Here is a 16,040-nt window from a genome sequence, read left to right on the forward strand (position 1 = left end):
TCCGGAAAAGAAAGTCCATGCAGAGTATTACGATTTTCGGAGCAACCGGCTCGATAGGTAACAGTACCCTGGATATTGTGCGCCGGCATCCAGACCGATTCCGCGTGTATGCGCTCAGTGCACAGCGACGCATGCAGAAATTGGCGCAACTTGCGCTGGCGTTTGCGGCCGAAGTGGTTATTGTTCCTGATGTGCAGGCGGTCGATTCGTTTCGCCAGCATTGGCCCGCGCACCAGCCGCTGCCCGAGATCAGAATGGGTCAGCGTGGCTTGTGTGAAACGGCCAGGGACCCGCAGACCGATTGTGTGGTGGCGGCAATTGTCGGCATTGCCGGTCTAGCCTCGGCCTTTGAAGCCGCGCAGGCCGGCAAACGCATCCTGCTGGCCAACAAGGAGGCGCTGGTTGCCGCTGGCTCGCTTTTTATGCACACTGTGCAGACCCATGATGCGCAATTGCTGCCCGTTGACAGCGAACATAACGCTATTTTCCAGTGCCTGCAGAATGGGCGGGAAAAGCAGCAAATCCAGCGTCTCATTCTGACGGCATCTGGCGGTCCATTCCGCGATACAGCTATCGGAGAGCTCGATCAAGTGACGCCCGAGCAGGCTTGCCGACATCCTAACTGGAGTATGGGTCAGAAAATTTCGGTTGATTCGGCAACGATGCTCAACAAGGGCCTGGAGGTCATTGAAGCGCATTTCCTATTTGGCCTGGCGCCCGATAAAATCGACGTGATCATTCACCCTGAAAGCACGGTCCATTCCATGGTTGAGTTTATCGATGGGTCGCTCCTGGCCCAGTTGGGCAATACCGATATGCGCATTCCCATCTCTTACGCGATGGGGTATCCTGAGCGCATAGAAAGCAATACGCCCGCTTTTGACCTGTGCAAGCTGCAGCAACTGAATTTCTCGCTTCCCGATGTCGGGCGATTCCCCTGTTTGAAGCTCGCGTTTGACGCCTTGAAGGCAGGCCAGCCCGAGTGCATCGCTCTGAACGCTGCCAATGAGGTTGCCGTGGCGCAATTTTTGCAGGGTCGCTTGCGTTTTACCCAAATTTCACATGTGATCAATCGCGCCCTGGACTGGCAAAGCGGGCAGTCCACTCCAATCAGTCATATTGATGATGTATTCCAGCTCGACGCGCTGATACGCGAACGTGCCGGAGCCTTTTTACCGGCGGCGGTCTGAATATTATGCTCTCCAGTATTGTTTTTTTCATTGTCACGATCAGTATCGTCGTCGTTTTCCACGAGCTGGGACACTATCTCGCTGCGCGGCTCTGCGGGGTCCATGTCGAGCGTTTTTCACTGGGCTTTGGCAAAGTGCTATTGCGCCGGCGCGATCGTCGTGGGACAGAGTGGGTCGTGTCCGCATTGCCGCTTGGCGGTTACGTCAAACCTCTGGCCGAGCCTGAGGCCGGCGTGATGGCATCGCGGGGCAGGGGAGCCATGAGCGAAAAATCGCCGTGGCAGCGCATGTTGATATTTGCCGCGGGCCCGGCCTTCAGTCTGTTATTGGGAATTCTGATTTATTCCGCAATCTATATGGCCGGCAACAATGTGCCGCAGGCAATTCTGGCTGCGCCGGACAAGGGCACGCCTGCTCAGATCGCAGGCATCAAAAAGGGCGACCGGGTGATCGGGCTTGATGGCAGGCAGGTACACTCGTGGACGCAGTTCCAGCAGCAGTTGCTCGAACCCATGGTGCTGGGGCAAACCGTCAGATTGCAATTGCGTGACCCGAATGATCGTGATCGCGAGGTGACAATTGCGTTGCAGTCAGCCCCTCGGGATCTGGAAGGCGTAAATCTGGCGCGGCTGAACGGACTGGATATTGATGCGCCACCGCCAACGGCGGCGCAGATCATTGCCGGTGGCGCCGGCGAAGCGGCAGGCATCCGGCAGGGCGATGTCATCGTGCAGGCCGGCGCACGCACAGACCTGGATGCGCGCGCGTTTATCGAACAAATCCAGAATAATGCAGGCCAGGCCGTGCCGTTGGTTGTGCTGCGCGATGGCCAGCGGGTCACGCTCAATGTGACTCCTCGTCCGATCGAAGGCCCCGACGGCGCCCCACAAGGTAAAATCGGCGTTGCGCTACATTCAGACTATCCGATGATATTTGTGCGGCATGGCCTGGTGGATAGCGTCGGACTGGCCACCACGAGAACCTTCGATACTGCCTGGTTCTCGGTGAAAATGCTGAGCAAAATGGTGATGGGCCAGGTGTCCTGGAAAAATATCAGCGGACCGGTCACGATCGCCGACTACGCCGGCAAATCGGCCAGCCTGGGGCTGGAGCGCTTTATCGAATTCATCGCGCTGATCACCATCAGCATCGGGGTTCTTAACCTGATTCCCATACCGGGTCTGGATGGCGGCCAGATGCTGTTTGCGTTTTTTGAAATCGTGCGTGGCAGACCCTTGCCCGCATTTGTGCAGGAGAAAGGGCTGGCATTTGGTTATATGCTGCTGCTGGCGTTGATGGTGTTGGCCTTTCTCAATGATGTCATGAGAATTGCCGGATAATGCCGGCAAGACTGCTAACGTATTAACATACAAGGAAAATTGCTGACAAGTCGCTGTGTTCTGGCATACAATTTAGCGCTTATGCATATCCGAATCCACAAGGAAAGTCCGAATGTCTTTGAGACAGCTTAGTTCAATGAAAAAGAAAGCAATCCCGGCTCTGATTGCGATGCTCATTCTTCCGCAGGCATCTTTTGCATTTGCGCCCTTCGTGGTGCAGGATATTCAGGTAAAAGGATTGCGCAGCACCGACCCAGCTACCCTGTTCAATTACGTTCCTGCCCGCGTCGGCAAGCAATTTACTGAAGAGCAGGCCACAGACTCGGTCAAACGGCTTTATGCCACAGGCCTGTTCAATGACGTGGATATTTCCACGCGTAACAATATCGTTTATGTGAACGTGGTAGAACGCCCGGTTATCACCTCAGTCACTTTTGACGGAATGAAGGCGTTCGACAGCAAAACCATTACCGAAACCCTTGCCGGCGTCGGCTTTGGTGCAGGCAGAGCCTACGATGAAGCGCTGCTTGAGCGCGCCAGAAACGAGATCAAGGCGCAATATGTTTCAAAGGGACATTACGGCACCGAAGTCAATTCGGCCATTACGCCGTTGCCCAATAACCGCGTCGGCATCAGTTTCACCGTCCAGGAAAGCAGCATTTCACGCATTCGGGATATTCATTTTGTAGGCAACGAGGCTTTTTCTGAAGGCACATTGCGCGATCAAATGGATATGACCACGCCAGGATACATGACCTGGTATACCGGTTCGGATAAATACTCGCGTGAAAAACTGGACAAGGATACCGAAGCCATTCGCAAATACTATATGGATCGCGGCTATCTGGATTTTTCCATGGATTCGCCACAGGTGAACATCACGCCTGATCGTGAAGACATATCCATCAACCTGACTGTGAACGAAGGTAAGCCTTATAAACTGCGCAAAGTGCAGCTGGCGGGCAACCTGATGGGCTTGAACAACGAATTGCAGGCCCTCATTGAACCCAAGCCGGGTGAGATCTACAGTGAAGAGCGCGCGCAGAAAACCACAGACGCCATCAAAAGCTATCTGGGCGGACTCGGTTATGCGTTCGCCAACGTCAATGCCAATCCAGTACCCGATAAGGAAACCCAGGAAGCCGATCTGACCTTTTTTGTCGATCCGGGCCGCCGCGTGTATGTAAACCGTATCAATATTGGCGGCAACGTGCGCACGCGAGACGAAGTGATCCGTCGTGAAATGCGTCAGCAAGAAGCCGGGTGGTACGATGAAAACCGCCTGTCGCAGTCCAAGGACCGCGTCAATCGCCTGGGTTACTTCAACAGTGTCGACGTCACGCAAATGCCTGTGGCCGGCACAGACGACCAGGTCGATGTGAACGTGGACGTCAAGGAAAAACCAACGGGCCTGATCAACCTTGGCGTGGGCTATGGCACGACAGACAAACTGTCTTTTACTGCCGGCATCAGCCAGGAGAACATTTTCGGTTCGGGAACCGATCTGGGCTTGCAGGTCAACACCAGCAAGCGCTACCGTAATATCAGCCTGACGCACACCGATCCATACTGGACAACAAGCGGTATCAGCCGCACGACTTCGCTCTATTATCGTACCGAGACGCCGCTGAACTATAACGTTGAGCAGGACGAGGACTCCTACCGCACGCGCACCATTGGTCTGGGCATGAATTTTGGTGTGCCCATTTCGGAAAATGACCGAATTATCATGGGTGCGACGTTCGAGAACAGCAAAATCAAGCTGCCGAGCGAAAATTCAGGTTATCTCATTCCCAAGGCGTATCGTGATTTTGTGGACGATTATGGTGAGTCCACCAATGTGCTGATGCTCAATTTGGGCTGGAAAAAGGATACCCGCGACAATGCGCTGGCGCCAACGCGTGGCTATCTGAGTTCGGTCCAGGGAACACTGGGCGTGGGCGATTTGAAATACTATATGTTCAGCGCTCAGCAGCAATACTATATGCCCTTGGGCAAAGATTACACACTGGCGTTCAACCTGAGCGCCGATTATGGCCGCTCACTGTCCAAAGACAAGCCATTCCCTGTGATCAAAAACATCTATGCCGGCGGTATCGGTTCTGTGCGCGGCTATGAGGGTGCCTCCCTTGGCGCGCGCGATCCTGTATCCGGAGACTACCTGGGCGGTTCTACACGCGTTGTCGGTAACGTACAGTTATATCTTCCGTTCCCCGGCACCCATAATGACCGCACATTACGCTGGTTTGTCTTTGCCGATGCTGGTAAGGTGGGAACAACAGGCAAGGCAAGTTGCACTATCGGTAACGCCGACGAAGGCGGTTTGGTTGAAGATCCTTGCGGCTGGCGCTATTCGGCTGGGGTAGGGCTGTCTTGGCAGTCACCGCTGGGTCCGCTGGAAATTTCCTATGCACATCCGATTCGTCCCAAACCCGGTGACAACAAGCAGAAATTCCAGTTCCAGATTGGTACCTCGTTTTGATTCATTGGTCATCGTAAGTAGTCTGCTGTAACACGTCTGCGATTGCCCCAAAGGGGTGGCAGGCGTCATTGCCTGCTTTTTAACGCTATAATCAATTTTTTCTCTGAAGGTTAACGTATATGAGTTTTAGCTTGGCACATACGAAGTTCAACAAACGCACAATTAACCAGTTGCTTGTGGCTACTGTGCTCGGCGTTTCTGCATCTTCTGTTGCATTTGCACAAACTGCCGGCAAAGCTGCAGACAAAAAACCGGCCAATGCCTCGTCTGCATCAGCCACCTCTGAAAGCGCTCCGGTATCCAATATCAAGATCGGTTTCGTCAATACCGAAAAAATTCTGCGTGATTCTGCGCCCGCAAAAGACGCCCAGGTCAAGATCGAAGGCGAATTCAAGAAACGCGATACAGAACTTCAGAAGCTGGCCAGCACGTTGCGTACCAAATACGAGAATTTTGACAAGAATGCACCCGTCATGTCCGACTCAGACCGTACCAAGGCTCAGCGGGAACTGTCCGACCTGGATACAGATCTGCAACGCAAGCGTCGCGAGTTTCAGGAAGATTTCAATCGTCGTCGCAATGAAGCCTTTTCCGGAATTGTTGAAAAGGCAAATGCCGCGATTAAGAACATTGCCGAAAAAGAGAATTACGACCTGATCGTACAGGACGCGGTAACTGTCAGCCCACGTATTGATATTACCGACACAGTCATCAAAGTCCTCGACAACGGTAAATAAGCATGGCGCAGGATCCTGAGACTGTTCATGCGGTTACGCTGGACCGCCTGCTTGACGCAGCCGATACACAGGGTCTGGAGTGGGAAATAAAAAATCCACAGGGAATGGCAATGCCGGTGATAACCGGCATTGCGTCCTTGTCAAATGCCAGCGCGCAGTCCATCAGCTTTCTTTCCAATCCCAAGTTCTTCGAACAACTGGCGACCACAAAAGCCGCAGCCGTCATGCTGCCTGCCCGGGCGCTGGAGCACCTCCCATCGCAAACACCGTTCCTGGTGGTGTGCTGCGAAAATCCCTACCTACTATATTCGCGCCTAAGCCAATGGTTTGAGAAGCAGCGCCTGGCGGGGCTGTCGCGCACGGTCCATCCTGCTGCCGTCATCCATGAAAGTGCTCGCATTGGCAAGAATGTTTCAATCGGCCCGCATGTGGTGATCGAAGAAAATGTGCACATTGACGACGGCGCCACCATTGGGCCTGCTTGCGTCATTGCCCGTGATTGCCAGATCGGCGCCGACAGCGTGCTGCATGCCCGCGTGACCCTATATGCCAACGTCCGTATGGGCCAGCGATGCATTATCCATAGCGGCGCGGTGCTCGGCGCCGACGGCTTCGGGTTTGCGCCAGATGCCACCCATGCACCCGGCGGTTGGTCCAAAATTGTTCAGTTTGGTGGTGTAAAACTGGGCAATGACGTGGAAATTGGCGCCAATACTACGGTTGATCGCGGTGCACTTGACGATACCGTGATCGGCAACGGTGTGAAACTGGATAACCTGATCATGATCGGGCACAACGTGCAAATCGGCGATCATACGGCCATGGCCGGATGCGCTGGCGTGGCCGGCTCCACGACCATTGGCAGCCGCTGCACCATTGCAGGTGCTGCCATGATTTCAGGCCATATCAAACTGGCCGACGATGTGCATATTTCCGGAGGCACGGCCGTTATCTCCGATGTCTCCAAGCCCGGACGCTATACCGGTGTGTTTCCCCTTGCCGAACATGCCGTCTGGCAAAAAAATGCAGCCGTGCTGATGCAGCTTGCGCAATTACGCCGCCGGATTCGTGACCTCAAAAAGGCATAATATCCCGCTGGCAGCCGAAGGATCGCTATTTCCGGGCGAAATTGTCTAAAATATCCCCATTCCAATAACCAAACCATTTTCATTTACAGGATTATTCATGCAAGTAGATATTCAAAGCATTATGGCGCGGCTTCCTCATCGCTATCCGATGCTGCTTGTAGACAGAGTCCTGGAAATGGTGCCTGGCAAAAGCATTGTTGCCATCAAGAATGTGACAATTAATGAGCCGTTTTTCAATGGCCATTTTCCCGGGCGTCCCGTCATGCCTGGCGTGCTGATCATTGAGGCGCTGGCCCAGGCTGCAGCAATATTTTCATTTGCAGCTGAAGACGGTTCCTGCAGGGACGATATTGCCCGCAAGGCTTATTATCTGGTTGGGGTGGACGGCGCACGCTTTCGCAAACCCGTCATTCCGGGAGACCAGCTTCAGCTGGAGGTTACCGCTGACCGTATCAGCAAAGTCATCTGTAAATACAGTGCACGTGCCACCGTTGAAGGGGCAGTCGTAGCTGAAGCTGCGATCATGTGCGCTATTCGTGATCTGGACGAACAATGACCAAACTTATCGACTCTACCGCGGTTATTCATGATGGCGCCAAGTTGCATCCCTCTGTGAAGGTAGGCGCCTATTCTGTCATCCATGCAAATGTCACGATCGGAGAAGGTAGCGTTGTCGGTGAGCACTGCGTCATCGATGGCCATACCACCATCGGTAAAAACAATGTGTTCTATCGGTTTTGCTCTGTTGGCGGCAACCCGCAAGACAAAAAATACGCCGGCGAGCAAACAGCGCTTGAAATCGGCGATGGCAATACCATTCGCGAGTTCGTAACCATTAACACGGGTACGGCGCAGGACGTCGGGATTACGCGCCTGGGTGATGACAACTGGATCATGGCATATGTGCATATCGCGCACGATTGTCAGATCGGCTGCCATACGATCCTGGCCAATTCAGTGCAACTGGCGGGCCACATCCATATTGACGACTGGGCCATTGTCGGTGGCAGTTCTGCGGCGCATCAGTACATTCATATCGGCGCGCATTCCATGACGGGTGGCATGAGCGCGATCCGCCAGGACATACCTCCTTATGTTCTCGGGGCCGGCCAGCCATATCGCCCGGCTGGCATCAATTCCGAAGGGCTCAAGCGCCGCGGCTTTACGCCGGAACAAATCCATGCCATCAAGGACGCCTATAAAATTATTTATATGCGCAAGCTGACAACCACCGAGGCTGCCGAGGAAATCGCGCGTTACCAGCAGGATAATCCGGATACCGCGCGTGTGCTGGATCCTTTCGTTACTTTTTTCGAAACCGCATCGCGTGGCGTTAGCAGGGGATGAGCCTGCTTTTGTCTATGGTGGCGGGCGAGCCGTCCGGAGATCTGCTGGCTTCCAGAATCATACAGGGCTTGCGCTCGCGTGATCCCCAGCTTCGGGTCTCTGGCATTGGCGGGCCCGAAATGCAGCAGCAAGGCATGCAGCTGCTTTACCCGATGGATGATCTGTCGGTCTTCGGCTACGTTGATGCGCTCAAGAACTTGCCCCGACTCATTCAAACCCATTTGCGGTTTCGCGCATCGGTACTGAAGCTGCGCCCCAACGTTTTCGTCGGCGTGGATGCACCAGATTTTAATTTACGGCTCGAGCAGCATCTACGCAAGCGCGGCATACCCACGGTTCATTTTGTCGGCCCCTCCATCTGGGCATGGCGCTACGAACGTATCCACAAAATACGCGCAGCGGTGTCGCACATGCTGGTGCTGTTCCCGTTTGAGGAAGATATTTATCGTAAGGAAGGCGTGCCGGTGACCTATGTGGGACACCCCCTGGCATCCCAGATCCCGCAGTCGCCAGATAAACGACAGGCACGCATGCGGCTGGGCCTGGATCCCGACGGACGGGTGCTGGCGATATTACCCGGCAGCCGGACATCGGAAATCGCTCAGCTCGCGCCGCGTTTTCTGCAGGCGGCAAGCCTGCTGCAGAAAGAGGATCCAACCTTGCGTTTCGTGGTGCCGCTGGTCAATGAAGCGCGCCAGGCACAGTTCAATGCTATCTTGGCCAGCTATCCCGTGGATGGCCTGCAATGTTTTATCAAACGCGTGTCCGACCAGCCTATTGCCTGGGACATTATGGAAGCCTGCGACGCGGCACTGGTTGCCAGCGGCACGGCGACGCTGGAAACCGCTTTGTTCCAGCGGCCCATGGTGATTTCCTATGTACTGACGCCGCTGATGCGCCGGTTGATGGAATGGAAGGCTGGCCAGGACGGCCCATCGCTTCCCTGGGTAGGCCTGCCCAACGTGCTGTTGCGCGAGTTCGCCGTTCCCGAATTGCTGCAGGAAGCGGCCACGCCGGCGAACCTTGCCAAAGCGTGTATCCGGGCGCTGACCGACACCAGTTACATTGAGCAAACCGAAGCGAAATTTCGCCAATTGCATCGCGAACTGAATCGCGATACGGCGAGCCTGGCAGCGGAGGCGATTCTTGCAACAGCGAATGCATGATCTTCCCCTTTTCGGCAAACTGCCTTTGCCCCGCATGACCGCCGGGATAGACGAGGCGGGCAGGGGTCCCCTGGCAGGCGACGTTTTCGCCGCTGCGGTCATTCTTGATCCGCGCCGTCGCATCAACGGGCTGGCAGACTCAAAGACCCTGACCGCAGCAAAGCGCGAAAGTCTGGCCTTGCGTATTCGTGAAAAAGCGCTGGCCTGGTCTATTGCCAGCGCCAGCGTCGCAGAGATCGACCAGCTCAATATTCTGGGCGCTACCATGCTTGCCATGCAGCGCGCATTCAATGGTCTGGCGGTATCCTGCCAGGAGCACCGTGCTGAACTCGTGTTGATTGATGGTAATCGGGTGCCGCAGGGGTTGGGCATTCCGTGCCACGCGGTAATAAAGGGCGATGCCTTGCATGCCTGCATTTCCGCCGCGTCCATATTGGCAAAAACGGCCAGGGATGCGCAATTGATGCAACTACATGCACAGTATCCGGAATATGCCTTTGACCAGCATAAGGGCTATGGCACTGCGCTACATCTGGCACGGCTCAAAACTCATGGGCCGTGCCCGGTGCACCGCAGTACGTTTGCGCCTGTCAGGACCCTGATTTCGTTACAGACAAACGAGGGCATTCTGGCGTAAAATCGGGGAGTTCTCTTCCTGTCCATGAGTGTAACTTGCCGGAATGAGCCTTCAATGTCTGTAAACGGGCTTTAGAATGCACCGAAAATCGCTTTTTTCTTCTAATACGTGTGGTAAATAGAACATTGTATTAAATTGACACGTAGCTGAAGCCTAATACAAGTACAATATGTACTGCCTATTTGCGGGGATAACCCGACATGAAAATCAAATAATGGAAACGAAATTTACCCCTATTGCGCCCGATGCAGAACTGCCGCACCGGAAAATCATACGTAGCTGGCTGATTCCCATCTCCCAGCAAAATACATTTCGCGCTTTTCTGCTGCTGTTTGTTGATTACACCTTGCTGCTGTGCCTGCTGGCCGGCACGGTCTTCCTGTCTGCCTGGTGGCTCAAGCTGATCTGCGCCCTTGTGGCCGGTTTTATGATTGGTCGCCTTTTCATCATCGGACATGATGCCTGCCATCAGAGTCTGACGCCTCATCGCAAGCTGAATAAATGGATCGGCCGCATCGCCTTTCTTCCGGCGGTGTCTCCATATAGCCTTTGGGATGTCGGGCACAATGTGGTGCACCACGGTTTTACCAATTTGAAGGGCATGGATTTTGTCTGGTGCCCCAAAACCAAAGAAGAATATGATGCGCTGTCGCCCATGGGCCGCTTTATGGAACGCGTCTATCGCGGACCGCTAGGCGCCGGCATTTATTACATCGTTGAAATCTGGTGGAACCGCATGATGTTCCCGAGCAAGGGCTACATGGGAACCCAACGCAAGGTATTTTTCTGGGATGGCCTGCTGGTCAGTATTTTTGGCCTGGCATGGCTGGGTGGTGTTGTTTTCGCTGCTCAGGCAACCGGTCAGTCTGTACTGATGCTAGTGGCTTTTGCCTGGCTTATTCCGTTGCTGTTCTGGTTTTATATGATCGGCTTTGTGGTCTACATCCAGCACACGCATACGCGCGTGGTCTGGCATGACAATCGTGCGGTATGGGCCAAGGCTCAACCCTTTGTATCGACCACCGTTCATATGATGTTCCGGTTTAAGTTTGGTGCCTTGATGCACCACATCATGGAGCATACTGCTCATCACGTCGACATGAGCATACCGTTGTACAAGTTGAAAAAAGCGCAGAAGACGCTGGAAGACATGCTGCCCAGCCGGATCGTGATCCAAATGTTCAGCTGGTCCTGGTACTTCCGCACGATCAAGGCATGCAAGCTGTACAACTATCAGGAACGATACTGGACAGACTTCAAGGGTAATAAATCGCCCGACGTGGTTTAAGAAAAAAGGCAGTCCCGCCTGTCGGGTTTGCCACGGAAATACGTTACTATCCCTGCTTAAAGCAGGGATTTTTTATGAAACCAATTCAGTCCAAAGATAACCTAGTGGTCCGTCAGGGCCTGAAAGTGGCAGCAGGGCGGGACAAGACCCGCATCCTGCTTGAAGGCGTGCATTTGTGTGAGGAATGGCTGGCTCGATATGGGCAGCCCGAGTCGGTTCTGGTGCAGGCTGGCGCGACCAATCAGCCGGAAATTGTTCGACTGCTGGCAATGACCGATGCGCCATTGCAATATCAGCTTGCCGACCCACTGTTCAATGCCATTGCCACAGTGCAAACGCCGCAAGGGATCATGTTTGTGGCAACACGCCCGGTGCCTGCGACCATTGCCCATCTGGCCTGCACAGCCTTGTGGCTGGATCGCCTGCAGGATCCGGGCAATCTGGGTACGATTTTGCGTACGGCTGCGGCGGCCGGCTTACGGCATGTGCTGCTGTCAGCCGGCTGCGTCGGGGCCTGGTCTCCCAAGGTATTGCGTAGCGCACAGGGCGCTCACTTTGCCTTGGATATCCATGAACATCAGCATTTTGCAGATGTAAAAAAGAAATTGGATATACCGGTGTTCGCCTCTTCACTTGCCCCTGGCGCACGCAGCCTGTACACGGGCCAATTGCCCGCGGCGTGTCTTTGGGTGATCGGCAATGAAGGGCAGGGTGTTCATGCCGATATACTTGCACAGGCTGATCAGTGCGTTTTCATTCCACAAAGCAACAGCGTGGAATCGCTGAACGCCGCCGTGGCGACAGCCATCATGCTCTTCGAGCAGCGGCGCCAGCATAGTTGAGTGCTGGCCGATCAGGGCGTTGGCGTCGATCCGTCAGTCTTGATCCCGTCAATCCGTCTGCTCGTACCCATCAGCCCATCAGTTCATCAGCCTGTCAGTTCATTAGCACATCAGTTCATTAGCGCACCAGTTCTGCAGCCCATCGGTCACACAGCTCGATCGCTTCATTCTGTGCTTTGGGACTTTGCCAAGCACCACGGGTTCACGCCATGCGTTGAACATGAAAACCCGGCTGCCGCGTTTGCATGCGCAAGCTGAGCAGAAAATGCTGGGTCATTACATATCTTCAATGTATTTTCATGGACAAGCGCCGTTGCAGCGATCAGAGCATCATGATCGCTCCTTCTATTTGGAACATGCAATGCAGCGCAGGGCCCTGCTCGCGCGTCAATAATGAGATGATGAATTCGATTTGAGTTCCAGGATCTGGATGACGGTCGTGGAAATTTCTTCAATGGATTTGGTTGTCGTCGAAAGCCATTGGATGCTTTCGCGTCTCATCAGGCGTTCGGCTTCAGCCACTTCGTGCAGGCATTGTTTGATAGACGCATATTGGCTGTCGGGTCGTCGTTCGTTTCTGACTTCGGAGAGCCGGTCAGGCTGAATCGACAGGCCAAACAGCTTTTTCCGATACGGCAGCAGGGTGCTTGGCAGCGAGCCGCGGTCGAAATCCTCGGGGATCAAGGGGAAATTGGCCGCCTTGATGGCGTATTGCATGGCCAGATACAGGCTTGTTGGCGTCTTGCCGCAACGGGAGACGCCGACCAGAATCACATCGGCCTCCTTTAAGCCATGCACGAATTGGCCGTCATCATGGGCCAGTGTGAAATTGATTGCTTCAATGCGGTTACGGTATTGCTCGGAGCTTGCACTCAGGTGTGACAGGCCAATCGTTGGACGCGATTTGGTCTCCAGCGCCGTTTCAAGCTGATTGACGCAGGCGCCAAAAATATCCAGAAAAACGCAATTGGCCTGTTGCACGACATCGAGAATTTCCGGTTTGACCAGGGTGCTGAACAAAATCGGCAGGTTATTTTCGGCCAGCGCGGTGGCGTTGATTTTTTCGGCAACCTTGGCCGCTTTTTCTTCGGAAGTGATAAAAGGCTCACGTAACAACGTGAAATCAAAATCGGCGCTGAACTGGGACAAAACAGAGTGACTGAACGTCTCTGCCGTAATGCCTGTGCCATCTGATACGATGAAGACCGTCCGCTTCTTATGTGATTCTGACATGTTCGATTTTGATCCTGTGGGTGTAGAAAAAGACGGTACAATCATGATACTTTGTACCTGGCCGATGTTTCAGGCTTATTTGATCAGGAAAGCACGCTTTTCTTATCAAATAAGCTTTCATTTTAATCTAAGGGTGACTTAAATGTCGTATGTTGTTCCATTCGAGAAACTCCGCATGTCGGATGTTGACTCAGTCGGCGGGAAAAATGCCTCGCTCGGAGAAATGATCAGCCAGTTGGCCAACGCCGGGGTACGTGTGCCTGGCGGTTTTGCTACCACTGCCGATGCCTTTCGTGATTTTCTGAAAACGTCCGGGCTTGACAAGCGTATCGCCGAGCGCCTGACCTCTCTCAATCCCGAAGATGTTCGCGAGCTGGCTCTGGCCGGCGCCGAAATTCGCGGCTGGATCACCGAAGCGCCGTTTTCGGAAGAATTTGAAAAACAGATTCGTCAATCGTACGCCGAGCTGGATGCCGATGGCAAGGGCTCGTTCGCCGTCCGCTCTTCAGCCACGGCAGAAGATTTGCCTGACGCCTCATTTGCCGGCCAGCAGGAAACGTTCCTGAACGTAGCAGGCATTGACGATGTGCTGGATAAAATCCGTCACGTTTTCGCTTCACTGTATAACGATCGCGCTATTTCCTACCGTGTCCACAAAGGATATGCGCATGCTGATGTGGCGCTGTCGGCCGGTATCCAGCGCATGGTGCGCTCTGACAAGGGCAGCGCCGGCGTCATGTTCACGCTCGATACGGAATCGGGGTTCAACGACGTTGTGTTTATCACGTCCTCGTATGGTCTGGGTGAAACCGTCGTACAGGGCGCGGTCAATCCTGACGAATTCTATGTTTTTAAAACCACGCTGGCTTCGGGCAAATACCCGATCGTAGGCCGTCGCATCGGTTCTAAGCTACTCAAAATGGAATTCAACGCCGAGCGCAAGCCCGGAGAGAACGCAGTCAACACCGTTGAAGTGCCCGTTTCGGAACGCAACCGTTATTCACTGACCGATGACGAAGTCATCGAGCTTGCGCGTTACGCTGTCATCATCGAAAAACACTATCAGCGTCCCATGGACATCGAATGGGGTCGCGACGGCATCGACGGAAAACTATACATCCTGCAAGCTCGCCCTGAGACCGTCAAGTCCCAGCAGACCGGCAACGACGTGCAGCAGCGCTACAAGCTCAAAGCGACCGGCAAGGTGCTTATTACCGGCCGCGCTATTGGTCAGAAAATCGGTTCAGGTAAAGTTCGAGTGGTCTCCGATATCAACGATATGGATCAGGTCGAGTCCGGCGATGTGCTGGTTACCGACATGACAGACCCGAACTGGGAGCCGGTCATGAAACGTGCTGCGGCCATTGTGACCAACCGGGGCGGGCGTACCTGCCATGCGGCAATTATTGCGCGTGAACTGGGCATCCCTGCGGTGGTCGGGTGCGCAACGGCGACAGAGGACCTCAAGGAAGGTGCCGAAGTGACGGTCTCGTGTGCAGAAGGCGACGAAGGCCGTATTTACGACGGTTTTCTGGAAACGGAAGTTGAAGAAGTGCGCCGTGGTGAAATGCCAGAGATCCCGGTTAAGATCATGATGAACGTGGGTAATCCGCAACTGGCTTTTGACTTTTCCCAGATTCCCAACGGCGGTGTGGGATTGGCGCGGCTTGAATTCATTATTAACAACAACATCAATGTGCATCCCAAAGCGGTGCTGGACTATCCGAACATTGATGCCGAGCTGAAAAAAGCGGTGGAATCGGCGGCCCGTGGCTACGCCAGCCCGCGTGCATTCTTTGTAGAAAAGCTGGCCGAAGGCATTGCCACTATTGCGGCGGCATTCTATCCCAAGCCGGTCATTGTGCGCCTGTCCGACTTCAAATCCAATGAGTACCGCAAGCTGGTTGGCGGCTCCCGCTACGAGCCCGAGGAAGAGAATCCCATGCTTGGGTTCCGTGGCGCATCGCGCTACATTTCCGAGGACTTTGCCGAATGCTTCCGCATGGAATGCGAAGCGCTGCGCTTTGTTCGCGACGATATGGGCTTGACCAACGTTGAAATCATGGTGCCGTTCGTGCGCACATTGACTCAGGCCGAAAAGGTCGTCAATCTGCTGGCAGATAATGGACTGAAGCGCGGAGAAAACGGTCTGCGTGTCATCATGATGTGCGAAGTGCCATCCAATGCGATCCTGGCCGACCAGTTCCTGGAGTATTTCGATGGTTTCTCCATTGGTTCCAACGACATGACGCAACTGACTCTGGGTCTGGATCGCGATTCAGGCATGGAACTGCTGGCGGCCGATTTTGACGAACGTGACGAGGCTGTGCGCTTCATGCTGCAACGGGCCATCCAGGCGTGCCTCAAAGCCAACAAGTATGTCGGCATTTGCGGCCAGGGGCCCAGCGATCATCCTGATCTGGCCGTCTGGCTCAAGGAGCAGGGTATTCTGACCATGTCGCTCAATCCGGATACGGTGGTAGATACCTGGCAAAAACTGGCCAAGTAACTTCCAGTCGACACAAGGGCCGCCTTTTGCGCAGGCGCCCCGGCATTTCGGGCACCTTTTTCTGATCTTTGATCAGGGGCAGGGTGCCCGTTTTGCTGCCCGGGCCAGATCCCGCCCTGTATCGGTCTTTTTTGTCGAATGCGTGGGCGACTTACTGTACACTTAATGTACACTTAAGTTT

The 16,040-nt window shown here is 54.2% G+C and carries 13 protein-coding genes; 12 read left to right on the plus strand and 1 reads right to left on the minus strand.

Features of this window, described 5'->3' with window-relative positions:
* Positions 1-17 precede the first annotated feature (17 nt).
* The 11 genes from dxr to CAP48_RS11160 all read left to right on the plus strand — a co-directional run bounded on the left by dxr (position 18) and on the right by CAP48_RS11160 (position 12,117).
* A complete protein-coding gene (dxr, locus tag CAP48_RS11110; protein WP_100696455.1) occupies positions 18-1,190 on the plus strand; it encodes a 1-deoxy-D-xylulose-5-phosphate reductoisomerase in 1,173 nt (390 codons plus the stop codon).
* A gap of 5 nt (positions 1,191-1,195) precedes the next feature.
* The gene (gene rseP / locus CAP48_RS11115; RefSeq protein ID WP_100696457.1) at positions 1,196-2,530 is read left to right on the plus strand and encodes an RIP metalloprotease RseP; all 1,335 of its coding nucleotides are present in this window, start codon (positions 1,196-1,198) and stop codon (positions 2,528-2,530) included.
* 112 nt (positions 2,531-2,642) lie between these two features.
* The gene (bamA, locus tag CAP48_RS11120) at positions 2,643-5,012 is read left to right on the plus strand and encodes an outer membrane protein assembly factor BamA (protein WP_100696459.1); all 2,370 of its coding nucleotides are present in this window, start codon (positions 2,643-2,645) and stop codon (positions 5,010-5,012) included.
* A gap of 119 nt (positions 5,013-5,131) precedes the next feature.
* Positions 5,132-5,749, plus strand: a complete 618-nt coding sequence (locus CAP48_RS11125; protein ID WP_192871309.1) for an OmpH family outer membrane protein — start codon at positions 5,132-5,134, stop codon at positions 5,747-5,749.
* Positions 5,746-6,837, plus strand: coding sequence for a UDP-3-O-(3-hydroxymyristoyl)glucosamine N-acyltransferase (gene lpxD / locus CAP48_RS11130; RefSeq protein ID WP_192871326.1), 1,092 nt, complete (start codon positions 5,746-5,748; stop codon positions 6,835-6,837). Before CAP48_RS11125 ends, lpxD begins: the two co-directional genes overlap by 4 nt.
* Before the next feature lie 97 nt (positions 6,838-6,934).
* Positions 6,935-7,393: a 3-hydroxyacyl-ACP dehydratase FabZ gene (fabZ, locus tag CAP48_RS11135; protein WP_100696461.1), complete on the plus strand. Its 459-nt coding sequence runs from the start codon at positions 6,935-6,937 to the stop codon at positions 7,391-7,393.
* The gene (gene lpxA, locus CAP48_RS11140; protein WP_100696463.1) at positions 7,390-8,184 is read left to right on the plus strand and encodes an acyl-ACP--UDP-N-acetylglucosamine O-acyltransferase; all 795 of its coding nucleotides are present in this window, start codon (positions 7,390-7,392) and stop codon (positions 8,182-8,184) included. The genes fabZ and lpxA overlap by 4 nt, the downstream gene beginning before the upstream one ends.
* A complete protein-coding gene (gene lpxB, locus CAP48_RS11145; RefSeq protein ID WP_100696465.1) occupies positions 8,181-9,350 on the plus strand; it encodes a lipid-A-disaccharide synthase in 1,170 nt (389 codons plus the stop codon). Before lpxA ends, lpxB begins: the two co-directional genes overlap by 4 nt.
* A complete protein-coding gene (gene rnhB, locus CAP48_RS11150; RefSeq protein ID WP_100696467.1) occupies positions 9,343-9,987 on the plus strand; it encodes a ribonuclease HII in 645 nt (214 codons plus the stop codon). The genes lpxB and rnhB overlap by 8 nt, the downstream gene beginning before the upstream one ends.
* Positions 9,988-10,201: 214 nt before the next feature.
* Positions 10,202-11,275, plus strand: a complete 1,074-nt coding sequence (locus tag CAP48_RS11155) for a fatty acid desaturase (protein ID WP_100696469.1) — start codon at positions 10,202-10,204, stop codon at positions 11,273-11,275.
* A gap of 74 nt (positions 11,276-11,349) precedes the next feature.
* Entirely contained in the window at positions 11,350-12,117 is a 768-nt protein-coding gene (locus tag CAP48_RS11160) for an RNA methyltransferase (RefSeq protein ID WP_100696471.1), read from the plus strand.
* A 387-nt stretch (positions 12,118-12,504) separates the two neighbouring features.
* Here the strand turns inward: CAP48_RS11160 and CAP48_RS11170 are convergent, their stop codons facing one another.
* Positions 12,505-13,350, minus strand: a complete 846-nt coding sequence (locus tag CAP48_RS11170) for a pyruvate, water dikinase regulatory protein (RefSeq protein ID WP_100696473.1) — start codon at positions 13,348-13,350, stop codon at positions 12,505-12,507.
* A 142-nt stretch (positions 13,351-13,492) separates the two neighbouring features.
* Between CAP48_RS11170 and ppsA the strand changes: the two genes are divergently transcribed.
* Complete coding sequence (ppsA, locus tag CAP48_RS11175) at positions 13,493-15,859, plus strand: phosphoenolpyruvate synthase (RefSeq protein ID WP_100696475.1); 2,367 nt, start codon at positions 13,493-13,495, stop codon at positions 15,857-15,859.
* The last annotated feature ends 181 nt before the right edge of the window (positions 15,860-16,040 follow it).

Source organism: Advenella sp. S44, from assembly GCF_002810445.1.
GTDB lineage: Bacteria > Pseudomonadota > Gammaproteobacteria > Burkholderiales > Burkholderiaceae_B > Advenella.